Raw genomic sequence first — 20,767 nt, 5'->3', positions numbered from 1 at the left:
ACGCATGCCCGCCATCCCCGCCGCCACCGTCGCCAACCTCCGCGGCCTCGGCACCCTGCCCCTCGGCGAGGGCCGCAGCGTCCGCGAGGGCCTGGTCTTCCGGTCCGGACAGCTGGACCGGCTCGACCCGGCCGATCCGGTGGTGGCCGCCCTCGGCATCCGTACCGTCGTCGACTTCCGCACCACCGCCGAGCGGGCCGAGCGGCCCGACCACGTGCCGCCGGGCGGGCGGCTGCTCGTCGCGGACGTGCTCGCGGACTTCCTGGCGACCAGCGGGCTGCCGCCCGCCGCCCGGCTGAAGACCCTGCTCTCCGATCCGGCGCTGGCCGAGGAGCACCTGGGAGGGGGCCGGGCGCAGGCGGTGTTCCAGCGCACCTACCGGGCCTTCGTGAACACGGAGTCGGCGCGCGCGTCCTACCGGGCCTTCCTCACCGAGCTGGGCGATCCGTACGCCGGTCCGCTGCTGTTCCACTGCACGGCCGGCAAGGACCGCACGGGCTGGGCGGCGACGATCCTGCTCGCGCTGCTCGGCGCGGACGAGGAGACGGTCATGGCGGAGTACCTGTCGGTCAACCCGGGGGTGCGGCAGGCGTTCGCGCCGCTCATCGAGGGCTTCACGGCCCAGGGCGGCGACCCCGAGCTGGCGCTCGCGCTGATCGGGGTCGTGCCGGAGTACCTGGAGGCGGCGCTCGACGAGGTGGCGGTGCGGCACGGGTCGATGGAGAAGTACGTACGGGAGGGGCTCGGCGTCCCGGACGAGGTGACCGCGCTGATCCGCGAGCGGCTCACGGTGTACGCGGCCTGAGGCGGGGCGGGCCGGCGGGCCGCACGCCCGGCGCGCGGGCCGCCTGCCCACCCCCGATCCGCCGCCTCCGGCCCGGCGCCCTCGGGCCGGGGGTGGGCCGTCCGGGGGACCCCCGTGGCCCGTCCGGGGGGCTCGGCCGGGGTGACCATCGCACGATTCGCTCGTTCTGCTGAACGTGAGCACCCAGGAACTCGCCCCCTCCTCAGGCCCCTCCCCCGACTCCCCCGGCCCCGTCGACGTGGAGCAGGCCGAGGCGGCGCTCGTCGAGCACTATCCGCGGCTGGTCCGGATCGCCTACCTCGTCCTCCCGCCGTCGCTGGGCCGCAACCGCCGGGTGCTGACCGCCCACGCCCTGGTGCAGCGCTCGCTGCCGCGCCGCCGCACCTCGGGCGCGGCCTTGCCCGGGGCGCGCCGGCCGGAGGACGCGGTCGACCCCGGGTACGCGTACGTGCGGGGCGAGGTGCTGCGGCAGGCGCTGGTGGCCGGGCTGCCGCTGCGGCGGCGCGCGCTGCCGCGGCGGGCACAGTTCCCGCCGCTGCTGCCGCAGGTCCGGGGGCTGCGGCTGTTCCCCCGGGCCGGCGGCGCCGACGAACTGGCCCTGGACCAGCGGCTCTCGACGCTCTCCGGCCCCGGGCGCGCGGCCTATGTGCTGCGCGGCCTGGAGCGGCAGGGCGACCCGGAGGTGCTGCGCGTGCTGGCGGCGGCCGGGGCGGCGGACCCGGAGGCGGCACTGGCGGAGGCGGACCGGGTCGAGGCGCAGAGCGCGCTCCTGGAGTCGCCCGAGTTCGACCCCTGCTCGCTCCAGGCCCGCCCGCCGGACCTGATGCGGCGGCGCCAGCACGGCCGGGCGGCGCTGGCCGCGGCCGCGGCGGTGGTGGTGTGCGGGACGCTGCTCGGGCTGCCCGGGGACGGCTGGGGCAGAAACGGTGCGGCGGCGCCCTCGTACGCCCGCAACCCGGCGGCGGAGGCGGCGCTCGACCCGGGCGGCGTGAAGCGGGTGGAGCCGGCCGCGTGGCGGACGTCCACGCGGACGGACTTCTCGGTGTGGCCGGCCCGGGGCGGGCTCACGGGCGACACGGCACTGCTGCGCCGGGCGCTCGCGGTGTGGGCGCGGCCCGGGCCGGACGTGCACGCCTCGGCGACGCCCGGGACGCCGCCGGGGCCGCCGATGGGCTCGCCGCAGCTGCTGTTCGCGGGGCGGGTGGACGCGGTGCGGGTGGTGCTGTTCCACGACGGCCTGCGGGTGGTGCGGTACGCGGAGCCGGTCGACGACACGAGCGGGGCCGCGCTGGACTTCGCGCGGACGGACGGGGCGGACGCGGTGGGCTCGGCGGCGCTCGTGGTGTCGCGGGCGGCGGGCAACGTGCGCTATCTGACGGCGCCCTGGGTGACGGAGACGGCGGTCGTCGACCTCCTGGCCCCCGCCAAGGCGGCGCGGCCGCTGCCCCGGGACGCGGCCGGGGTGACGGAGCCGATGCCGAGTCCGGCGACGGCCCGGAGCTGCGAGCGCTGGAACACCCTCCAGGTGCGGGACGGGTCCGGTGTCCGGCTCCTGGGCGACCTGGGCGAGCTGGCCCCGGCCCGGCTGACCTCGGGCCCGCCGGCCGCGCCCGTGGACGCGACGGGGCCGGCCGCGCGGGAGGCGTGGGCGCGGACGGCCTGTCAGCTCTCGGCGGTGCGCTCGCACGGGGTGCGGACGGTGAACTCCTGGCCGTACGCGGGGCAGTCGCTGCCTGAGGGCGGCGGGCGGGCGGAGTGGCTGTGCGCGCGGGCGGAGACCTGGCGGGGGACGGGCAGCCGCGCCCTGGCCCTGTTCCGCGCGCCCGGCGCGACGGGCACGGCGGCCCTGGCGGCCCGCTCCGAGTCCACCCCGGCCTGCGGGGTGCGGGAGCCCCGGGTGCTGGCCGGCGTGGTCTGGCAGGCGAAGAGCGGGCAGTGGTACGTGCTGGCGGCGGGCACCGGGGACTTCAGGTCGCTGGCCCTGTCGGGCGGGGTGACGGGGCGGGCCGAGGGGCATCTGCTCGCGGTGAAGGCGGCGCCGGGGAGCCGGGCGGACCTGACCGGGGCGCTGGCGGACGGGACCCGGGTGGGCGCCCTGAGGTGACGGGGCGCCGGGGCCCGGGAAATGGGCGTGCCCGACCCCTGGCCCTCCCGCCTACCCCTCAGTACATTGACGCCATGTCTAATACGCAGCCTGCACCGGTGGCGTCGGAACACATCGAGCTCAAGGCCCGCAAGGTCTCCTTCGACTGGGAGGAGACCCCGCTGCACTGGGTTCCCGGCGACCCGTTCACCACCCACACCATCAACGTGCTGCACCTGCTGCTCCCGGCCGGCGAGCGCTGGTTCGTGCACGTCTACAAGCAGGTCCTCCCGTACATCACCGACGACCGGCTGCGTGCGGACGTCATCGGGTTCATCGGGCAGGAGGCCGTCCACTCCCAGGCCCATGACGACGTGCTGCCGCACCTCAAGCGGCTGGGGCTCGACCCCACCCCGTACACCGCGCAGGTCGACTGGTTCTTCGAGAAGCTGCTCGGCGACCGGACGCTGCCCCCGGGCCGCCCGCGGCGCTGGTGGCTGATGGAGCGGGTCGCGCTGATCGCCGCGATCGAGCACTACACCGCCTTCCTCGGCAACTGGGTGCTCAACGCCGAGGAGCTCGACCGGGTCGGCGCCGACCCGGTCATGCTGGACCTGCTGCGCTGGCACGGCGCCGAGGAGGTCGAGCACCGCTCGGTCGCCTTCGAGCTGTTCCTGCACCTCGACGGCGGCTACCGGCGCCGGGCCCGCACCTGGGCGGCCGCGTTCTCCGCGCTCGTCTTCCTCTGGCAGCGCGGGGTGCGCTTCTTCATGGAGAACGACCCCACCGTGCTCGACGCCAAGCCGAGCGTGGGCCAGTTCGTCCGCAAGGGCCGCGCGGGCGTGCTGCCCTCCACGCCCGACATGCTGCGCTCCATCCCCCGCTACCTGAGCCGCGACTACCACCCCAGCCAGGAGGGCTGCACCGCCCAGGCCGCGGCCTACCTGGCGAGCTCCCCCGGCGCCAACGGAGGCCGTCACTGATGCCCCGCCTGCGTACCGTCGTCCTGCTCGCCGGGGCCGCGCTGCTCGCCAAGCGGGCCCTGCGGCGCCGGATCGACGCCTCCCCGCTCTGGCCGATGCCCGCGCTCGACGAGCCGGTCTCCGGCCGCGGCCGCGGCTCCACCGTGACCCTGCGCGCCGTCGTCGCCGATCGCCGCGAGCCCGCCGCCGGGGTCGTCCAACTGCGCCTGGAGGGCACAGGGCTGCCCGCCTGGCAGCCGGGCGCGCACATCGACCTCGTACTGCCCTCCGGCGCCGTCCGCCAGTACTCGCTGTGCGGCGACCCGGACGAGAAGGACGTCTACACGATCGCCACCCGGCTCATCGAGGCCGAACAGGGCGGCCGGGGCGGCTCCCGCGAGGTGCACGAACAGCTGCACGTGGGCACCGAGATCGAGATCCGCGGGCCGCGCAACCGCTTCCCGCTGGCCCCGGCCCCCTCGTACGTCTTCGTCGCCGGAGGCATCGGGATCACCCCGATCCTGCCGATGGTGCGCGCCGCCGAGGCGGCGGGGGCGGAGTGGCGGCTGCTGTACTGCGGGCGGCACCGCGCCACCATGCCGTACGTGTACGAGGCCGAGAAGCTGGGGCGCGGCCGGACGACCGTGGTCACCGAGCACGAGAGCGGGCTGCCCGACCTCTCGTTCCTCGGCGGGCTGCCCGCCGAGACCGCCGTCTACTGCTGCGGGCCCGAGGGGCTGATGGACGCGGTGGGCGCGGCGCTGCCCGAGGGGCGGACCCCGGTCCTGGAGCGCTTCTCCGCCGCGCGCGCCGAGGGCACGGCCTTCGAGGTCGAACTCCGCCGCACCGGGCGCACGTTGACGGTGGCGGCCGACCAGTCGGTGCTGTCCGCGGTCCGCGAGGCCGTGCCGGGGGTCCTGTACTCCTGCCGGCAGGGCTTCTGCGGGACCTGCCGGCAAGGGGTCCTGGAGGGCGAGGTGGACCACCGGGACGAGCTGCTCACCGACGAGGAGCGGGCCGGCTCGATGCTGATCTGCGTGTCACGGTGCGCGGGCGAACGGCTCGTGCTGGACCTGTAGGTCCGTCAGGGAAGGACCAGCCAGTCGAGGGCGAACGCGGTCAGCAGGCCGCCGGTCAGCAGCCAAGTGGCGAGCCGCGTGCGCCCGTTGCGGGAGAGTTCGATGACGACCCCGCACAGGATCATGGCGAGTCCGTACACGCCGACGACGAGGACGGACGTGTGGTTCGCCAGCCGGACCGCCAGCACGGTGCCGGTCACGACGAGCAGGACCGAACCGGCGACGACCCGCAGCAGACGCGCCTGCTTCGGGGTGAGCCCCAGGTCCGGGTCGGCCTCGTCGGCGTCGTCCGGCTCGTCCGGCTCCGCCGCGGTGGCCGGGGTGGTGTCCTGCTCAGAAGCGCTCATATGCCGGGAGCGTAACGGACTCCCGTTAGGCTGTTCGCATGACGACCGGGGTACGCCGCAGGATGGGCGTCGAGGAGCGCAAGCAGCAACTGATCGGGGTGGCCCTCGAGCTGTTCAGCCACCGCTCCCCCGACGACGTCTCCATCGACGAGATCGCCGCCGCCGCGGGCATCTCGCGGCCGCTGGTCTACCACTACTTCCCGGGCAAGCAGTCGCTGTACGAGGCGGCGCTGCGGCGGGCCGCCGACGATCTGGCGGGGCGGTTCGTGGAGCCGCCGCAGGGTCCGCTGGGGGCGCGGCTGCTGCGGGTGATGGGGCGCTTCTTCGACTTCGTCGAGGACCACGGGCCGGGGTTCGCCGCGCTCATGCGGGGTGGGCCGGCGGTCGGTTCCTCCACCGCCAACGCGATGATCGACGAGGTGCGGCAGGCCGCGTACGAGCAGATCCTGGCCCATCTGGACGTGACCGAGCCCTCCGCGCGGCTCGAACTGGTCGTCCGCTCCTGGGTGTCGCTGGCCGAGTCGACGGCACTGCTGTGGCTGGACGGGCGCCGGGTGCCGCGGGCGGAGCTGGAGCTGCAGCTCGTGCACGACTTCGCGGCGCTGGCGGCGGTCAGCGCGGCGTACGACACCGGGATGGCGGAGGTGCTGGTCCGGATCCTCGCCGACGAGCCCGCGGACGGGCCCTTCGGTGAGCTGGTGGGCCGACTCCTCGCGCTCGCCCCGCCGTCGCGGCTCCCGGACCAGCGCTCGTCGTGACGACCACCGCCGCCTCCGCCCCGCCCCCACGGGGGGCGGGGCGGAGGCGGTCCGGGTCGTCGGGTCAGTCGGTGGTGAAGACCGCCACCGTGCGGGGCGGGACCGTGAAGGTGGCCGAGGGCCGGTCGTAGGTGGAGGTCCTCGTCGTCGGGTCGGAGCCCTTCGCCTGGAGCGGGTGGAGGCGGTAGGCCCGCCCGGCCAGCTCGCCGACGGTCTGGCGCTGTTCCCGCGGGGTCGCGTTGAAGACCACGACCAGCTCGCCCAGGCGCATGGTGATCACGCCGGGGGTCTCGTCCCGCCCCGAGAGGGGGAAGGAGAGGGCGGACTGGACCCGGTCGGCCGAGGCCAGCGAGAAGGCCGGCTCCGTGGTGCGGATCCGGAGCAGGTCGCGGTAGGCGGCGGAGGCGCCGTCGATCTCGGCGCAGCCGGGGGTCAGGGCCGGGTTCGACAGGAGCGGCTTGGCGGAGGGCCATTTGGGCTTGTTGTCGGCGGCCGGCGGCAGGCCCCGCCCGAAGCCGTTGCCGTCCCGGCAGTCCCAGTGGATCGCGTTGAACCAGTCACCGCTGTCGTAGGAGTTGCGGTCCAGGGACTTCGAGCGCAGCAGGTCGCTGCCCGCCTGGGAGAGCGAGGGCCCCTGGGAGAGGGCGGCCGTCGCCATGGCGAGGACCTGCATGCGGGCCCGGTCGGCCGCGGAGGTGCCGGCCGGCAGCTTGAAGGCGAGGGCGTCGTACAGGGTCTCGTTGTCGTGGGCGTCGGCGTAGGCGAGGGCGTCGCCGGGCTGGGCGGCGTACCCGGCCGGGGAGCCGTTGTAGTCGACCTCCGCGCCCTTGACCGTACGCCCTGAGGTGTCGGTGAAGGTGTAGGCGGCCAGGTTGCCGGTGAGGCCCACCTTGATGAGGTCCTGGTAGTGGAGGAGGCGGGCCTTCTGCTCGGCGGGGGTGCCGTTGGCGGTGGAGGTGTTGGGGTCGGTGTAGAGGCCGCTCGCGAAGCCCTGGACGCCCGGGTCCTCATCGAAGGGGCCGCCGCCGCGGACCGCGTCGCGGGCCCGGTCGGAGAAGGTCGCGACGCCGGTGCCGGCCATGTTCTTCTGGGTGGCCTGGACGAAGCGCGCGTCGTCCGCGATCTCGCCGAAGTTCCAGCCCTCGCCGTAGAGGACGATGGCCTTTCCGTCGACGCCGTCCTTGGCGGGGGTCAGGGCGTCGAGCGCCTTGCGGACGGCGAGGATGTTGGCCTTGGGGTGGTGGCCCATGAGGTCGAAGCGGAAGCCGTCGACCTTGTACTCCTTGGCCCAGGTGACGACCGAGTCGACGACCAGCTTGCCCATCATCGCGTTCTCGGGCGCGGTGTTGGCGCAGCAGGTGGAGGTGGCGACGCTGCCGTCGGCCTGGAGGCGCTGGTAGTAGCCGGGCACGATCCTGTCGAGGACGGACTTGTCGGACTGCCCGGCGGCGACGGTGTGGTTGTAGACGACGTCCATGACCGTGCGCAGGCCGGACGCGTTGAGGGACGTGACCATCTGCCGGAACTCGACCGTGCGGCGGGTGCCTTCGGGGTCGGTGGCGTAGGAGCCCTCGGGGACGGTGTAGTGCAGGGGGTCGTAGCCCCAGTTGTAGGCGTCCTTGGCCGCGGCGGCGGCGACGCAGGCCTGCTGCTCCTCGGAGTCGGGGGCGTAGACCTTCAGGTCGCAGGCGGGGGTGGTCTGCGCGGACTTCTTCTCGGGGATGGTGCCGATGTCGAAGGCCGGGAGGAGGTGGACGTAGGACGTGCCGGACGCGGCCAGGGACTTCAGGTGCCGGGCGCCCTTGCTGCCGCTGTCGCCGAAGGCCAGGTACGTGCCGCGGTGCCCGGCCGGCACCGTCGGGTCGGCGACGGAGAAGTCGCGGATGTGGAGTTCCTGGATCTGCGCGTCGCGCAGCGGCACGGCGGCGGGCTTCTTCAGGGTCCGCCAGCCCTTGGGCGCGAGGGCCGGGGCGGCGAGGTCGACGACGAGGCTGCGGGCCGAGTCGGTGGTGAGGGCGGTCGAGTAGGGGTCGGTGACCGTGTTGACGACGAGCCGCTGGACGCTGGGGGCCCAGACCCGCACGACGTAGCGGTAGGGCTTGCCCGTCCAGGTCCGCGGGCCCGTGACGGACCAGACCCCGCTCGCCTCGTCGCGGCGCATGGGGACGTTCTTCCCGTCGAGTTCGAGGGCGACGGACCGGGCGGTCGGGGCCCAGAGGGAGAGGGTGGGGCGGCCGGCGCGGAAGACGGGGCCGAGGGCGGCCTTCGTCGCCGCCGGGGCGTACAGGTCGTCGAGGACGCCGGCGGTCTGGACCCCGGTGGCCGCGAGCAGGGCGCCGTTGGCCGCGCGCTGGGTGGCGATCAGCTGGCCGCGCAGGGAGGCGCGGACGCGGTCGGCGTCGCGCGGGTCGACGGTGAAGGCCGGGTAGTCCTTGAGGTGCGGGAACCTCGCCTTCTGCGCGTCGGTGAGGGTGCCCTGGTTCAGGCGGAGCCACTGCCCCTCGTCGCTGAGGGCGCCGTCGGTGACGGTGATGCCGCCCTCGGGCGCGTACACCAGCTGCTGGCTGGTGGCGTCGGTGGCCTTGACCTTCCAGACGACGGTGGTGCGGTCGATCCACTGGGCCTCGGCCTTGGCGAGGTCGAGGGACGGGGTGCCGCCGGTCTGCGGCAGCAGGTACTTCGGCTGTCCGCCGAGCAGCCACACCTCGTGCCCGTAGGTGGCGAGGTCGAGGGACTGGTCGGTGGGCAGGTCCTTCTGGTCGCCCTTGTGGACGATGTACGAGAGGGACGGGGCGCCGTCGGTGAGCGGGACCTCGTAGACCGCGCCGTACGCGTCGAAGCGGGTCGGCATCAGCGGCCGGGACCAGTCGGTGGGCTGGGCGGCGCCGGTCCAGGTGTGCAGGCCCCAGCCCTCGTAGTCGCCGTCGGCGCGCTGGTAGTGGACGACGGCCTTGGTCTTGTCCTGCGGCGGGGTGGCGGGGGCGGTGTCGGACTGGGCGTCGGAGCCCTGCGTGATCCAGACCTCGCCGGTGCGGGCGAGGGTGATGCCGCGCTGGGGTCCGTCGGCGGTGCCGTCCTTCTCGACCGTGTACGGCACGGTGGCGGCGCCTTCGGGGACGCGGACCCAGGCGAAGGCGCCGTGGGCGTCGCGGCCGGTGAAGGCGGCTTCCTGTCCGGCGGCCTTCAGCTTCCAGCCGTCGTAGTCGCCGTCCGGGCGCTTGTAGTGCACGACGGCCCAGGTCCGCTCGACGGCGACGGGCTTCTCGGGCGCGGGGGCCTGTCCGGCCGTGGTGGCGGCGAGGGCGCTCGCGGTGCGGCCGGCGGAGTCGACGGCGACGGCCTTGTAGCGCAGGGCGGTGCCAGCGGGGGCGGTCACATGCTGGGTGATCTTGTAGGGGGCGTGGTCGGCGGTGCCGAGGGTCCGCCAGCGTCCGTTGCCGGTCTGGGCGGCGAAGACGACCCGGTTGAGGCCGCCGCCGCTGACGTCGGCGGTGAGTTCGACGGTGCCGGTGGCGCCCGCGGCGGGGGCCGCCAGGGAGATCTCCGGGGCGGTGGCCGGGGCGGACAGCGGCCGGTCGGCCTTGAGGACGAGGGAGGACAGGGCCGGGACGGTGACGGTGACCTTGCCGTTCTCCGCGCGGACGGCGCCCTGACCCCCGTACAGGACGTGGAAGGCGGCGGAGTCGGCCGGCACCGTGACGGTCCTGGCGGTGCCGGCGCTGTTGGCCGCGACCAGGTACTCGGTCCGCGCCGTGGCGTCGGTGCGGGAGAAGGCGTAGACGGAGCCCTCGGCGTACCGCTCCTGCTGGACGCCGTCGCGCAGCGCGGGGTGCGCCTTCGTGAGGCGGGACAGTTCGGCGATGGACCGGTAGAGCGGGTGTCCGGTGTCGTACGCGTCGGAGGCGTGGGTGCGGTCGGTGCCGAGCTGGTCGTCGTCGAGGTAGTCGGCGGTCCTGGAGGCGAAGAGGGTCTGGCGGGCGTCCTTGTCGCCGCCGGCTCCGGTGAAGCCCTGCTCGTCGCCGTAGTAGACCACCGGGTTGCCGCGGCCGAGGAACATCAGCTCGTTGGCGAGCCGGGCCCGCCGGAGGAGTTCGGCGTCGGGGGCGTCGGGGTGGTCCTGCTTCAGGAAGGTGCCGATGCGGCCCATGTCGTGGTTGCCGAGGAAGGTGACCTGCTCGTAGGCGTTGGCCTTGTCGGTGGTGTAGCGGTAGTCCTCGGCGAAGACCTTGGCGAGCCGGTCGGCGCCGGCGCCCTGGGAGGCGTAGGCGCGGGCGGCGTCCTGGAAGGGGAAGTCGAGGGTGGCGTCGAGCCGGCCGCGGGTGACGTAGGGGCTGGTGACGGTGGTGTCGGCGGAGTAGACCTCGCCGAACATGAAGAAGTCCTCGCGGCCCCGCTTCTTGGCGTAGGCGTCGAGGGCGGTGGCCCACTGGGTCCAGAAGTCGAGGTCGACGTGCTTGACGGTGTCGATGCGGAAGCCGTCGATGTCGAAGTCGCGGACCCAGGTCTCGTAGATCCGCTTCATGCCCTCGACGACCTCGGGGCGCTCGGTCCACAGGTCGTCGAGGCCGACGAAGTCGCCGTACTCGGCGGACTCGCCGGCCCAGGTGGAGTCGCCGCGGTTGTGGTACATCGTCGGGTCGTTGAGCCAGGCGGGGACCTTGGCGGCCTGGTCGCCGGGGCGCACGGCCGGGGTGTAGGGGAAGGAGTCGCGGTCGACCCCGGCGATCCCGGCCCGGTCGTCGAAGGGGCGGCCGTCCTCGTCGAGGTACGGGTAGGCGCCCTTGGGGCGGTAGCCGTACTTCTGCTCGGCGTAGTCGACGGTGTCGGCGGTGTGGTTGGTGATGACGTCGAAGAAGACCTTCATGCCCTTGGCGTGGGCGGCGGCGATGAGCCTCCTGAGGTCGTCGTTGGTGCCGAAGTGCGGGTCGACCTGGGTGAAGTCGGTGATCCAGTAGCCGTGGTAGCCGGCGCTGGCGTCCTTGCCGGTGCCCTGTACGGGCCGGTTCTTGAAGATCGGCGCCATCCAGATGGCGGTGGTGCCGAGGCCCTTGATGTAGTCGAGCCGCTCGGTCAGGCCCTTGAGGTCGCCGCCCTGGTAGAAGCCCTTGTCGGTGGGGTCGAAGCCGGTGCGCTCGCGGCTGCCGGTGAGGCCGCCGCGGTCGTTGGCGGTGTCGCCGTTGGCGAAGCGGTCCGGCAGCACGAAGTAGAACTGCTCGCGGGTCAGGTCGTGGCGGGCCGGGGTGGCGGCGAGCGCCCGGTCGGAGGGCGGGGCCGGCGGGCGCGGCGCTGCGGCCGCGGGCAGGGCGGGCACGAGGGCCGCGCACAGGGCGGCGGCCACGGCGACCGCCGTTCTCTTGCGTGTCACGAGGGTGCTCCCAGGGGTACGGGAAGAGGGGCCGCCCCGGTCGGGGCGGCCCTGGGACGTCGGGGGGCGTCAGGTGCGGAAGGTGTCGTTCAGGACGATCCGGCCGGAGGCGGGCACGGTCGCGGTCCGGTTGGCGCCGGATTCCCAGGTGACGTTCCCGGCGGCGTCCTTGCGGACGTACTTGTACTCGAAGACCGTTCCGGCGGGCAGGCCGACGGCCAGCTTCCAGACGGGGTACGCGGCCGGGTCCAGCTTGAGGGCGGCGGCGGGGGCCCAGTTGCCGAGCTCGGGGCGGTTGCCGGTGACGTAGATGTTCTGGCCGGTCACGGTGGTGGCGTTGACGTTGAAGTCGGCGCCGGCCGTGACGGGCTGCGTCGTTCCGCAGGAGGTGGCGCCGGTGTGCAGGGCGAGCGCGGTGTTGGCGCCGAGGGTGGCGGTGAACTGCCCGGAGGAGTTGACGCTCACCGCGGTGTTCGACTGCACGTCGCAGTAGGAGCCGGCGGGCAGGGAGGTCTGGAAGGTGCGGGTCAGGGCCGCGCCCTCGTGGTTGATCGCCACGTAGGCCTTGGCGCCGCGGCCGAACGCGATGGCGTTGTTGCCGTTGTCCCACCAGTCGGTGACGGCCTGTCCGCGCGCGGTGTTGCGGAAGGCGACCATCGAGGCTATCTCGCGCCAGGCGTGCTGGCACTTCCAGCCGTTGCTGTAACAGGCGTTCACCTGGTGCCCGTTGGGGGCGCCGGCGTCCTTGTCGGTCCATTCGTAGCCGGAGTGGACGTCCGGGGAGCCGTACGGCCAGGCCAGCATGAAGACGGAGGCGAGGGTGTAGTCGGCGCCGTTCTTGTAGGTGAGGGTGTCGCCGCCGCGCTCGGTGTCGTGGTTGTCGACGAAGACGGCGGACTGGCCGGAGGGCATGTAGCCCCAGGCCTCGCCGAAGTTCTTCAGGTAGGCGAGCTTCTCGCCCTGGAGGACCCGCTTGAGGTCGCGGGCGTAGCGGAACTCCTGCACGTCGCCGTTGCCGAGGTACTCGCTGGGCGAGACGGCCTCGCCGGCGCCGTAGATGGCCTCCTGCTTCCAGTAGGCGGAAGGATTCGTCAGCCGGGACTTGATGTTGGCGAGGTCGGCGGCCGGCATGTGCTTGGCGGCGTCGATGCGGAAGCCGTCGACGCCGAGCGAGAGCAGGTCGTTGAGGTAGCCGGCGATGCGGCCGCGGACGTACTCCTCACCGGTGTCGAGGTCGGCGAGGTTGACGAGCTCGCAGTTCTGGACGTTCGCCTTGTCCTGGTAGGTGGAGATGGTGGCGCGGCAGTCGTCCATGTCGGCGCCGGAGTAGAGGCCGGGGTAGTTGTACTTGCTGTAGCTGGATCCGCCGGTGCCGGTGTAGGTGGCGTTGGGGTCCGAGGGTCCGGCCATGTGGTTGATGACCGAGTCGGCGACGACCTTGACCCCGGCGGCGTGGCAGGTGTCGACCATGTTCTTGAAGGCGGTGCGGTCGCCCAGCGGGCCGGCGATCTTGTAGCTGACGGGCTGGTAGGCGGTCCACCACGCCGCGCCCTGGACGCGTTCCTGGGGCGGGGAGACCTGCACGAAGCCGTAGCCCGCGGGGCCCAGCTGGTCGGTGCAGGCCTTGGCCACCGAGGCGAAGTTCCACTCGAACATCACCGCGGTGACGTCCTTGACCCCGGGGGCCGCGGCCTGGGCCGCCGGGGTTCCCGTGACGGCCACAGCGGCTCCCGCCACGAGGGCGAGTGCAGCGGCCACGGTCTTTCTTGCCATGTTTCCTCCTGTACGACGTCCCTGTCGCAAGAGTGGGTTCGCAAGAAGTTGCCGAAAATGACAGCAACTGTTTTCAGCCGCGACCGTAGGGGCGTACAGGCGTGCGGTCAACCCTTCCGGCACCGCAATGCAAGGGATTGCGCAAGGAGTTACGCGACCGGCTGCGGCGACTGCGCGGTGGAGCCGCGCACGACCAGCTCGGGCTGGAACACGAACTCCGTGCGCTGGACCGGGTTTCCCTCGATCTCCTCCAGGAGCGCGCCGACCGCCGCCGTCGCCATCGCCTGCACCGGCTGGCGCACGGTGGTCAGCGGCGGGTCGGTGAAGGCGATCAGCGGGGAGTCGTCGAAGCCCACCACGGACACGTCCCGGGGCACGTCGAGGCCCCGCGCTCGGACCGCCCTGACCACCCCGAGGGCCATCAGGTCCGAACCGCACACGATGCCGGTGCACCCCTCGGCGAGCAGCAGGTCGGCGGCGGCGTGCCCGCCCTCCACGCCGAACAGCGTGGGCCGCACGAAGCGTTCGGCCTCGGCCCGCTCGACGCCCAGCTGCTCGCGCAGCTCCGCCGCGAAGCCCTCCGCCTTGCGCCGCGAGGGCACGTACCGCATCGGCCCGATGGCCAGCCCGATCCGCTCGTGGCCGAGTTCGACCAGGTGCCGCACGGCCATCCGCGCCGCGGCCCGGTCGTCCGGCGAGACGAAGTTGGCGTCGATGTGCTCGTTGAAGCCGTTGATGAGGACGAACGGCACGCCCCGCGCCGCCAGCCGCGTGTAGCGGGCCGGATCGGCGGTGGCGTCCGCGTGCAGCCCGGACAGGAAGACGATGCCCGCCACCCCGCGCTCCACCAGCTGCTCGACCAGCTCGTCCTCGGTGGCCCCGCCCGGCATCTGGGTGCAGAGCACCGGGGTGTAGCCGTGCCCGGCCAGGACCTGCTCCACGACCTGCGCGAAGGCCGGGAAGATGGGGTTGGTCAGCTCGGGCACGACCAGGCCGATCAGGCCGGCGCTGCGCCGTTTCAGTCGCACGGGACGCTCGTAGCCCAGCACGTCGAGCGCGGCGAGCACCTTGTGCCGGGTCGCCCCGGCCACCCCCGCCTTGCCGTTGAGGACCCGGCTGACGGTGGCCTCGCTCACCCCGGACTGGGCCGCGATGTCCGAGAGCCGCGGGGCGCCGCTCCCGGCGCCCCGCGGCAGCGGGATCGTCACACCGCCCACCAGACGGTGGTGTCGGCGGGCAGCTCCACGACACCCTCCCCGTGGGAGACGGGCCCGCTGGAGAGGATGAACCGGCCGGGCAGCGGGACGGAGATGGCCCGGCCGGTGGTGTTGGCGGTGCAGACGAAGCCGTCGCGGCGGAAGGCCAGCACCCCCTCGGGGGCCTCCAGCCACTCGACCGCGTCGCCCGCACCGAGTCCGGGCCGCGTGCGGCGCACGGCGAGCGCGCTGCGGTACAGCTCCAGGGTGGAGGTGGGGTCGCCGGCCTGCGCCTCGACGCTGAGCGCGCCCCAGGTGGCGGGCTGCGGCAGCCAGGAGCCGCCCGCGCCGAAGCCGTACGAGGAGCCCTCGACGGTCCACGGGATCGGCACCCGGCAGCCGTCGCGGAAGCCGTCCTGGCCGGTGGCCCGGAAGAACGACGGGTCCTGGCGCACCTCGTCGGGCAGGTCGGTGACGTCCGGCAGGCCGAGCTCCTCGCCCTGGTAGACGTACGCGGAGCCGGGCAGCGCCAGCATCAGCAGGGTCGCCGCGCGGGCCCGGCGCAGTCCGAGCTCCCGGTCGCCGGGGGTGCGCAGCTGGGTGCCGAGGCCCGGCGGGTTGGCGAAGCGGGTGGCGTGCCGGGTGACGTCGTGGTTGGACAGCACCCAGGTGGTGGGGGCGCCGACCGGCTGCATCGCGGCCAGCGAGGCGTCGATGACCTGCCGCAGCTCGGCGGCGTCCCAGGAGGTGCCCAGGTACTGGAAGTTGAAGGCCTGGTGCATCTCGTCGGGGCGCACGTAGTGCGCGGTGCGCTCGACGGTCGGGGTCCACGCCTCGGCGACGAGGACGCGCTCCCCGTCGTACTCGGCGAGCACCTTCCGCCAGGAGCGGTAGATCTCGTGGACGCCGTCCTGGTCGAAGAAGGGCATGACGTCGTTGCCGAGCAGCTTCAGCTGGTCGTGGCTGCCGATGTCGGGCAGGCCCTCGGCCTTGACCAGACCGTGGGCGACGTCGACGCGGAAGCCGTCGACGCCCATGTCGAGCCAGAAGCGCAGGATCGAGCGGAACTCGTCGCGGACCGCCGGGTGTTCCCAGTTGAAGTCGGGCTGCTCGGAGGCGAAGAGGTGGAGGTACCAGTCGCCGGGGGTGCCGTCCGGGTTCTCCGTACGGGTCCAGGCGGGGCCGCCGAAGATGGACTCCCAGTCGTTGGGCGGGAGTTCGCCGGCCGCGCCCTTGCCGGGGCGGAAGTGGTAGCGCTCGCGCAGCGGGGAGCCGGGGCCCTCGCGCAGGGCGCGCTGGAACCACTCGTGCTGGTCGGAGGAGTGGTTGGGGACGAGGTCGACGATGATCCGCAGGCCCAGTCCGTGGGCCTCGCGGATGAGGGCGTCGGCGTCGTGGAGGGTGCCGAACATGGGGTCGATGGCCCGGTAGTCGGCGACGTCGTAGCCGGCGTCGGCCTGCGGGGAGGCGTAGAACGGCGAGAGCCAGACGGCGTCGACGCCGAGCTCCTTCAGGTACGGCAGCCGGCTGCGAACGCCCTCCAGGTCGCCCATGCCGTCACCGTTGCCGTCGGCGAAGCTGCGCGGATAGACCTGGTAGATCACCGCGTCTCTCCACCAGCCCGAGTGCGTGCCGGTGGTCGGAGCGGCGGCGGCGGGAGTGGCGAGGTGCTGGGTCATGTCTTCCTTGAGTCGTAAGGAGATTACGGACACGGGTTCGGGCACGGGTGCGGGCCCCGGCGCGGTGTGCGGCGCCGGCCTGCGGCTCAGCCCTTGACGGCGCCGGCGGACATGCCGGTCACCAGGTGGCGCTGGGCGAAGAGGAACACCAGGGCGGCCGGGATGGCGATGAGCACGGAGGCCGCGGACATCGGACCCCACTGGGCGCCGTACTGGTTGACGAACTTCTGCAGTCCGCCGGCGAGGGTCAGGTTCTCGTCGCCGACCATGAACGCGGAGGCGTAGGCGACCTCGCTCCAGGCGGTGATGAAGGAGTAGAACGCGGTGACCGCGATGCCCGGCTTGGCCAGCGGCAGGATGAGCCGCCAGAAGGTGCCGAAGGGGGTGAGGCCGTCGACGTACCCCGACTCGTCGATCTCGCGCGGGATGGTGTCGAAGAAGCCCTTCATCATCCAGGCGCAGAACGGGACGGCGATCGTCAGATAGGTGATGACCAGGCCGGCCGGGCTGTTGAGCAGGCCCATCGAGGCCATGATGTTGTAGATCGGCACGATGAGGACGGCGACCGGGAACATCTGGGTGATGAGCAGCGTCCACATCAGTCCGCGCTTCCCGGGGAAGCGGAAGCGGCTGACGGCGTAGCCGGTGGTGGACGAGACGAAGACGCCGAGCACGGTGGTGAGGGCGGCGACCAGCAGCGAGTTCCCGAACCAGGTGAGGAACGGGGTGTCGTTCAGCAGGTTCGTGTAGTTCTCGAACGTCGTGTCTTTGAAGAAGTCGGTGGTGGCCGCGAACTTCGCCGGCTTGAGCGAGGTCAGCAGGACCCACAGCACCGGGAAGACGGCGATCACGGAGGCCGCGATCAGGGTGAGGTGCAGCGCGGCCGAGCTGAGCGGCGAACGGCGGCCTCGGCGCGGGGCCTTGGCGGGCCGGGCCGCGGGGGCCTGGGCGGCGCGGCGGGCGGGGGCCTTGGCGGCGGGGGTGGTCGTGGTCACCAGACTTCTCCCTGCTTGCGGAGGACTCGCCGGTAGACCGCGGCGAAGACCATCAGGAGGATCAGGATCAGCACGCCCCACGTGGAGGACTGGGCGTAGTCGCGCGGGCTGATCTCGAAGGAGAACTTGTACGCCTGGGTCACCAGGATCTGGGTGGCCTCGCCGGGACCGCCCCGGGTGAGCAGGAAGATCACCGGGAACATGTTGAAGGTCCAGATGGTGGAGAGCAGGATCACCGTCGTGGACACCGAGCGCAGCCCGGGCAGGGTGATGTGCCGGAAGCGCTGCAGGGCGCCGGCGCCGTCCATCTCGGCGGCCTCGTAGAGCTCGCCGGGGATGGACTGCAGCCCGCCGAGGAGGGCGACCATCATGAAGGGGACGCCGAGCCAGACGTTGACGGCGATGACCGAGAACTTGGCCCAGGTCGGGTCGTTCAGCCACGGCACCGCGTCGATGCCGCCGCCGGCGAGGATCTTGTTGAGCAGGCCGTTGTCCTCGTTGTAGAGGAAGCGCCAGGCGAAGACGGAGACGAAGCCGGGCACGGCCCAGGGCAGGATCAGCAGCATCCGGTAGACGGAGCGGCCGGCGATCCTGCGGTTGAGGAGGTTGGCGAGACCGAGACCGAGGGCGAAGGTCACGGAGACGCAGGAGACCGTCCACACCAGGGTCCAGCCCAGGGTGGAGAGGAACTGGTTCCCGGTGAGCGCGTCGACGTAGTTGTCCACGCCCACGAACTCGTAGGTCGCGGGGATGTGGTTGACGCCGATGGAGCGCTCGACGTTGCGCTCGTTGGCGTCCGTGAGCGACAGCCAGATGCCGCGGACCAGCGGATAGCCGATGATCACGCCGATCACGATCACCACCGGGGCGACCATCGCCCAGGCGTACCAGTGGGTGGAGAGGGAGCGCTTGACCGCTCCCTGCCGGTTGCCAGTTCCGCGGCTCCGGCCGCGGGCGACGTCCTCGCCCGCGGCCTTCGCCACCGACTGGCTGCTGGTGTCCACAGCCATCAGCCGGTCTGCCTTCCTTCCCGCTTCCTTGTTACTTCCAGTCCTTCAGGAGCTTGCGGTAGGACTCGCCCGCCGTCTTGGCTCCCTGCTCCGGGGTGGTCTGGTTGGTGAGGACCTTGGTGTACTCGGTGACCAGCGGGGCGAAGAGGCTGCCGCCCTCGGGGATCCAGGGGCGCTCGACGGCCTTGTCGACGACCGGCTTGAAGAAGGTGATCATCTCGTTCATGGCCACGTCGGACTTGCCGTAGACCGAGGAGCGGGTCGGGAGCAGGCTCAGCTCCTTGGCGACCTGGGTCTGCACCTCGGGCGAGCTCATGTACTCGACGAAGGCGTAGGAGGCGTCCAGGTTCTTGGAGCCCGCGTAGACGGCGAGGTTGTGGCCGCCCTGCGGGGCGCCCTGACCGGCGGAGCCGGCCGGGACCGGGGCGATGCCCAGGTTGGCCTTGTCGGCGAACTCCTTGCCGGCGTAGGTGTCGGCGACGGCCCACGGGCCGTTGATCATCATGGCGACCTTGCCGTCCTTGAAGGCCGTCTGCATGTTGTTCCAGCCGTCGGTGGCGTCGGTCTTGGCGGCGCCCGAGTCGACCAGGTCCTTGACGGTCTTGAAGGCCTTCACGCCGGCCGGGTTGTCGATGGAGACGGTCTTGGTCTCGGCGTTGACCATGTCGCCGCCCTCGCCGTACAGGAAGGAGAGGAACCAGTAGGCGTCGTCGCCGCGCAGGTACAGGCCGGTCTTGCCGGTCTTCTGCTTGATCTTGGCGGAGACGGACTTCAGCTCGTCGATGGTCTTGGGGACCTCGACGCCGGCCTCCTTGAAGATCTTCTTGTTGTAGAAGACGCCCATGGAGTCGATGACCTGCGGCACCGCGTAGGTCTTGCCGTCGTACTTGGTGGAGGCGGCGGCCTGCTTGAGGAAGTCGTCCTGGTCCTTCAGGGCGGCGGTGCCGTCCAGCGGGGCGAGGTAGCCGAGGTTCGCGAAGTCCGGGGTCCAGGCGACCTCGGAGCGGATCACGTCGGGGGCGCCGGAGCCGGACTGGGCGGCGTTCTTGAACTTGTTCTGGGCGTCGCCGAAGGGCACGTTCACGTACTTGACCGTGACCTTGGGGTGCTTCTTCGTGAAGTCCTCGGCGAGCTTCTTGAAGACCTTGTCCTCGGAGCCGACGGTGGAGGTGTCCCACCAGGTGACGGTGCCGGACAGCTCACCCGAGCCCTTCGAGCCGCCGCCGGTGGAACCGTCTCCGCTTCCGCACGCCGCCAGGGACACACCCAGGGCCGCGACCAGCGCGGTGGCCGCTATGCCACGCCGCATGTGAACTCCTTCAACATGATCCCGGATTGGACGAGGGTTCTGAAAGGTTCCTCATGCGACCGCTCCCTCGCGGCGCCCCGGGTTGCCAGGAACGTAACAGGGATGAAAACGAGCCGAAAGACCTTGCGGGAACTTTCTGCAAGACCCGGCGATCGTTACATCCACGTGTCCTGAAGGTTGCCTACGGGGCGCTTGACAGCGCCCGGACCCCTCCACCCCTTGCAAGAACTTGCGAAAGACGACCGGCAGTCCGTGCACGACGGCTGGAACCCGCGTTCGGTGGGCAATCCGACGGGCGACCGGTACAGTCCACTCCCATGACCGCGCGGCTCTCCGACATCGCAGCCCAGGCGGGGGTCAGTGAGGCCACAGTCAGCCGCGTGCTCAACGGCAAGCCCGGTGTGGCCGGGGCCACCCGTGAATCCGTGCTCGCCGCACTCGACGTGCTCGGCTACGAGCGTCCCGTGCGCCTGCGTCAGCGCAGCGCGGGGCTCGTCGGGCTCATAACCCCCGAACTGGACAACCCGATCTTCCCCGCGCTCGCGCAGGTCATCGGGCAGGCCCTGACCCGGCAGGGGTACACGCCGGTGCTCGCCACCCAGACGCCCGGCGGGTCCACGGAGGACGAGCTCACCGACATGCTGGTGGAGCGCGGGGTGTCCGGGATCATCTTCGTCTCCGGGCTGCACGCCGACACCACGGCCGACACCACCCGCTACGACCAGCTGCGCGGCAAGGGCGTCCCGTACGTCCTCATCAACGGCTTCTCCCCCAAGGTGCAGGCCCCCTTCGTCTCCCCCGACGACCGGGCCGCGATGGTGCTGGCGGTGACGCACCTGGCCGCGCTCGGGCACACCCGGATCGGGCTCGCCGTCGGGCCCAAGCGGTTCGTGCCGGTGCTGCGCAAGATCGAGGGCTTCCGCAAGGGGATGCAGGAGCGGTTCGGGCTCTCCCCCGAGGAGGCCGAGGAGCTGATCCAGCACTCCCTCTACACCCTGGAGGGCGGCCAGGCCGCGGCGGCCGCGCTCATCTCCAGGGGGTGCACCGCGATCGTCTGCGCCAGCGACATGATGGCGCTCGGCGCCATCCGGGCCGCACGCCAGCAGGGCCTCCAGGTGCCCAGGGACGTGTCGGTGGTCGGCTTCGACGACTCCCCGCTCATAGCGTTCACCGATCCGCCGCTGACCACCATCCGGCAGCCCGTGCAGGCGATGGGGCAGGCGGCGGTCCGTGCGCTCCTGGAGGAGGTCGGCGGTACGCCGGCCCCGCACAGCGAGTTCGTCTTCATGCCCGAGCTGGTCGTTCGCGGTTCAACGGCCTCGGCTCCCGTACGGGGCTGAGCTCCGCCCTGAGTCGGAGAGGGTGCGCTCCGAACCCGACCGAGGGATGATCGGTCGGAGGAAAGG

The 20,767-nt window shown here is 72.4% G+C and carries 14 protein-coding genes; 6 read left to right on the top strand and 8 right to left on the bottom strand.

What is annotated here, in order from left to right; translation table 11 throughout:
• Positions 1 to 4: 4 nt before the first annotated feature.
• The 4 genes from ABD981_RS28780 to ABD981_RS28765 all read left to right on the top strand — a co-directional run bounded on the left by ABD981_RS28780 (position 5) and on the right by ABD981_RS28765 (position 4,929).
• On the top strand, positions 5 to 805 hold the full coding sequence (locus ABD981_RS28780; RefSeq protein ID WP_046909906.1) for a tyrosine-protein phosphatase: 801 nt from the start codon (positions 5 to 7) through the stop codon (positions 803 to 805).
• Positions 806 to 980: 175 nt separating this feature from the next.
• Entirely contained in the window at positions 981 to 2,909 is a 1,929-nt protein-coding gene (locus tag ABD981_RS28775; RefSeq protein WP_123954843.1) for a hypothetical protein, read from the top strand.
• 74 nt (positions 2,910 to 2,983) lie between these two features.
• Positions 2,984 to 3,871, top strand: a complete 888-nt coding sequence (locus tag ABD981_RS28770) for a metal-dependent hydrolase (RefSeq protein ID WP_046909905.1) — start codon at positions 2,984 to 2,986, stop codon at positions 3,869 to 3,871.
• A complete protein-coding gene (locus ABD981_RS28765) occupies positions 3,871 to 4,929 on the top strand; it encodes a PDR/VanB family oxidoreductase (protein ID WP_046909904.1) in 1,059 nt (352 codons plus the stop codon). The genes ABD981_RS28770 and ABD981_RS28765 overlap by 1 nt, the downstream gene beginning before the upstream one ends.
• A gap of 5 nt (positions 4,930 to 4,934) precedes the next feature.
• On the opposite strand, the gene ABD981_RS28760 is transcribed toward ABD981_RS28765, so the two are convergent.
• Complete coding sequence (locus ABD981_RS28760; protein WP_046909903.1) at positions 4,935 to 5,276, bottom strand: hypothetical protein; 342 nt, start codon at positions 5,274 to 5,276, stop codon at positions 4,935 to 4,937.
• Positions 5,277 to 5,314: 38 nt separating this feature from the next.
• Between ABD981_RS28760 and ABD981_RS28755 the strand changes: the two genes are divergently transcribed.
• A complete protein-coding gene (locus ABD981_RS28755) occupies positions 5,315 to 6,034 on the top strand; it encodes a TetR/AcrR family transcriptional regulator (protein WP_046909902.1) in 720 nt (239 codons plus the stop codon).
• Between the two features lie 64 nt (positions 6,035 to 6,098).
• Here ABD981_RS28755 and pulA read toward each other — a convergent pair whose 3' ends face one another.
• The 7 genes from pulA to ABD981_RS28720 all read right to left on the bottom strand — a co-directional run bounded on the left by pulA (position 6,099) and on the right by ABD981_RS28720 (position 19,361).
• A complete protein-coding gene (pulA, locus tag ABD981_RS28750; protein ID WP_046909901.1) occupies positions 6,099 to 11,399 on the bottom strand; it encodes a pullulanase-type alpha-1,6-glucosidase in 5,301 nt (1,766 codons plus the stop codon).
• A 69-nt stretch (positions 11,400 to 11,468) separates the two neighbouring features.
• Positions 11,469 to 13,172 carry a carbohydrate-binding module family 20 domain-containing protein gene (locus ABD981_RS28745; RefSeq protein WP_046909900.1) on the bottom strand — a complete coding sequence of 568 codons (1,704 nt, stop codon included), beginning with the start codon at positions 13,170 to 13,172 and terminating at the stop codon, positions 11,469 to 11,471.
• 149 nt (positions 13,173 to 13,321) lie between these two features.
• Positions 13,322 to 14,389: a LacI family DNA-binding transcriptional regulator gene (locus tag ABD981_RS28740; RefSeq protein WP_046909899.1), complete on the bottom strand. Its 1,068-nt coding sequence runs from the start codon at positions 14,387 to 14,389 to the stop codon at positions 13,322 to 13,324.
• On the bottom strand, positions 14,377 to 16,047 hold the full coding sequence (locus ABD981_RS28735; protein WP_046909898.1) for a glycoside hydrolase family 13 protein: 1,671 nt from the start codon (positions 16,045 to 16,047) through the stop codon (positions 14,377 to 14,379). The genes ABD981_RS28740 and ABD981_RS28735 overlap by 13 nt, the downstream gene beginning before the upstream one ends.
• An 86-nt stretch (positions 16,048 to 16,133) precedes the next feature.
• Positions 16,134 to 17,045 (bottom strand): sugar ABC transporter permease, encoded by a 912-nt coding sequence (locus ABD981_RS28730; RefSeq protein ID WP_046909940.1) that lies wholly within the window; start codon positions 17,043 to 17,045, stop codon positions 16,134 to 16,136.
• Complete coding sequence (locus tag ABD981_RS28725; protein WP_046909897.1) at positions 17,039 to 18,052, bottom strand: carbohydrate ABC transporter permease; 1,014 nt, start codon at positions 18,050 to 18,052, stop codon at positions 17,039 to 17,041. Before ABD981_RS28725 ends, ABD981_RS28730 begins: the two co-directional genes overlap by 7 nt.
• 31 nt (positions 18,053 to 18,083) lie before the next feature.
• Complete coding sequence (locus ABD981_RS28720; RefSeq protein ID WP_046909896.1) at positions 18,084 to 19,361, bottom strand: extracellular solute-binding protein; 1,278 nt, start codon at positions 19,359 to 19,361, stop codon at positions 18,084 to 18,086.
• Positions 19,362 to 19,678: 317 nt separating this feature from the next.
• Here ABD981_RS28720 and ABD981_RS28715 point away from each other — a divergent pair, with 317 nt between their 5' ends.
• Positions 19,679 to 20,701, top strand: a complete 1,023-nt coding sequence (locus tag ABD981_RS28715) for a LacI family DNA-binding transcriptional regulator (RefSeq protein WP_046909895.1) — start codon at positions 19,679 to 19,681, stop codon at positions 20,699 to 20,701.
• The last annotated feature ends 66 nt before the right edge of the window (positions 20,702 to 20,767 follow it).

Source organism: Streptomyces showdoensis (assembly GCF_039535475.1).
Taxonomy (GTDB): domain Bacteria; phylum Actinomycetota; class Actinomycetes; order Streptomycetales; family Streptomycetaceae; genus Streptomyces; species Streptomyces showdoensis.
This window is presented reverse-complemented; position numbering and strand designations above follow the sequence as displayed.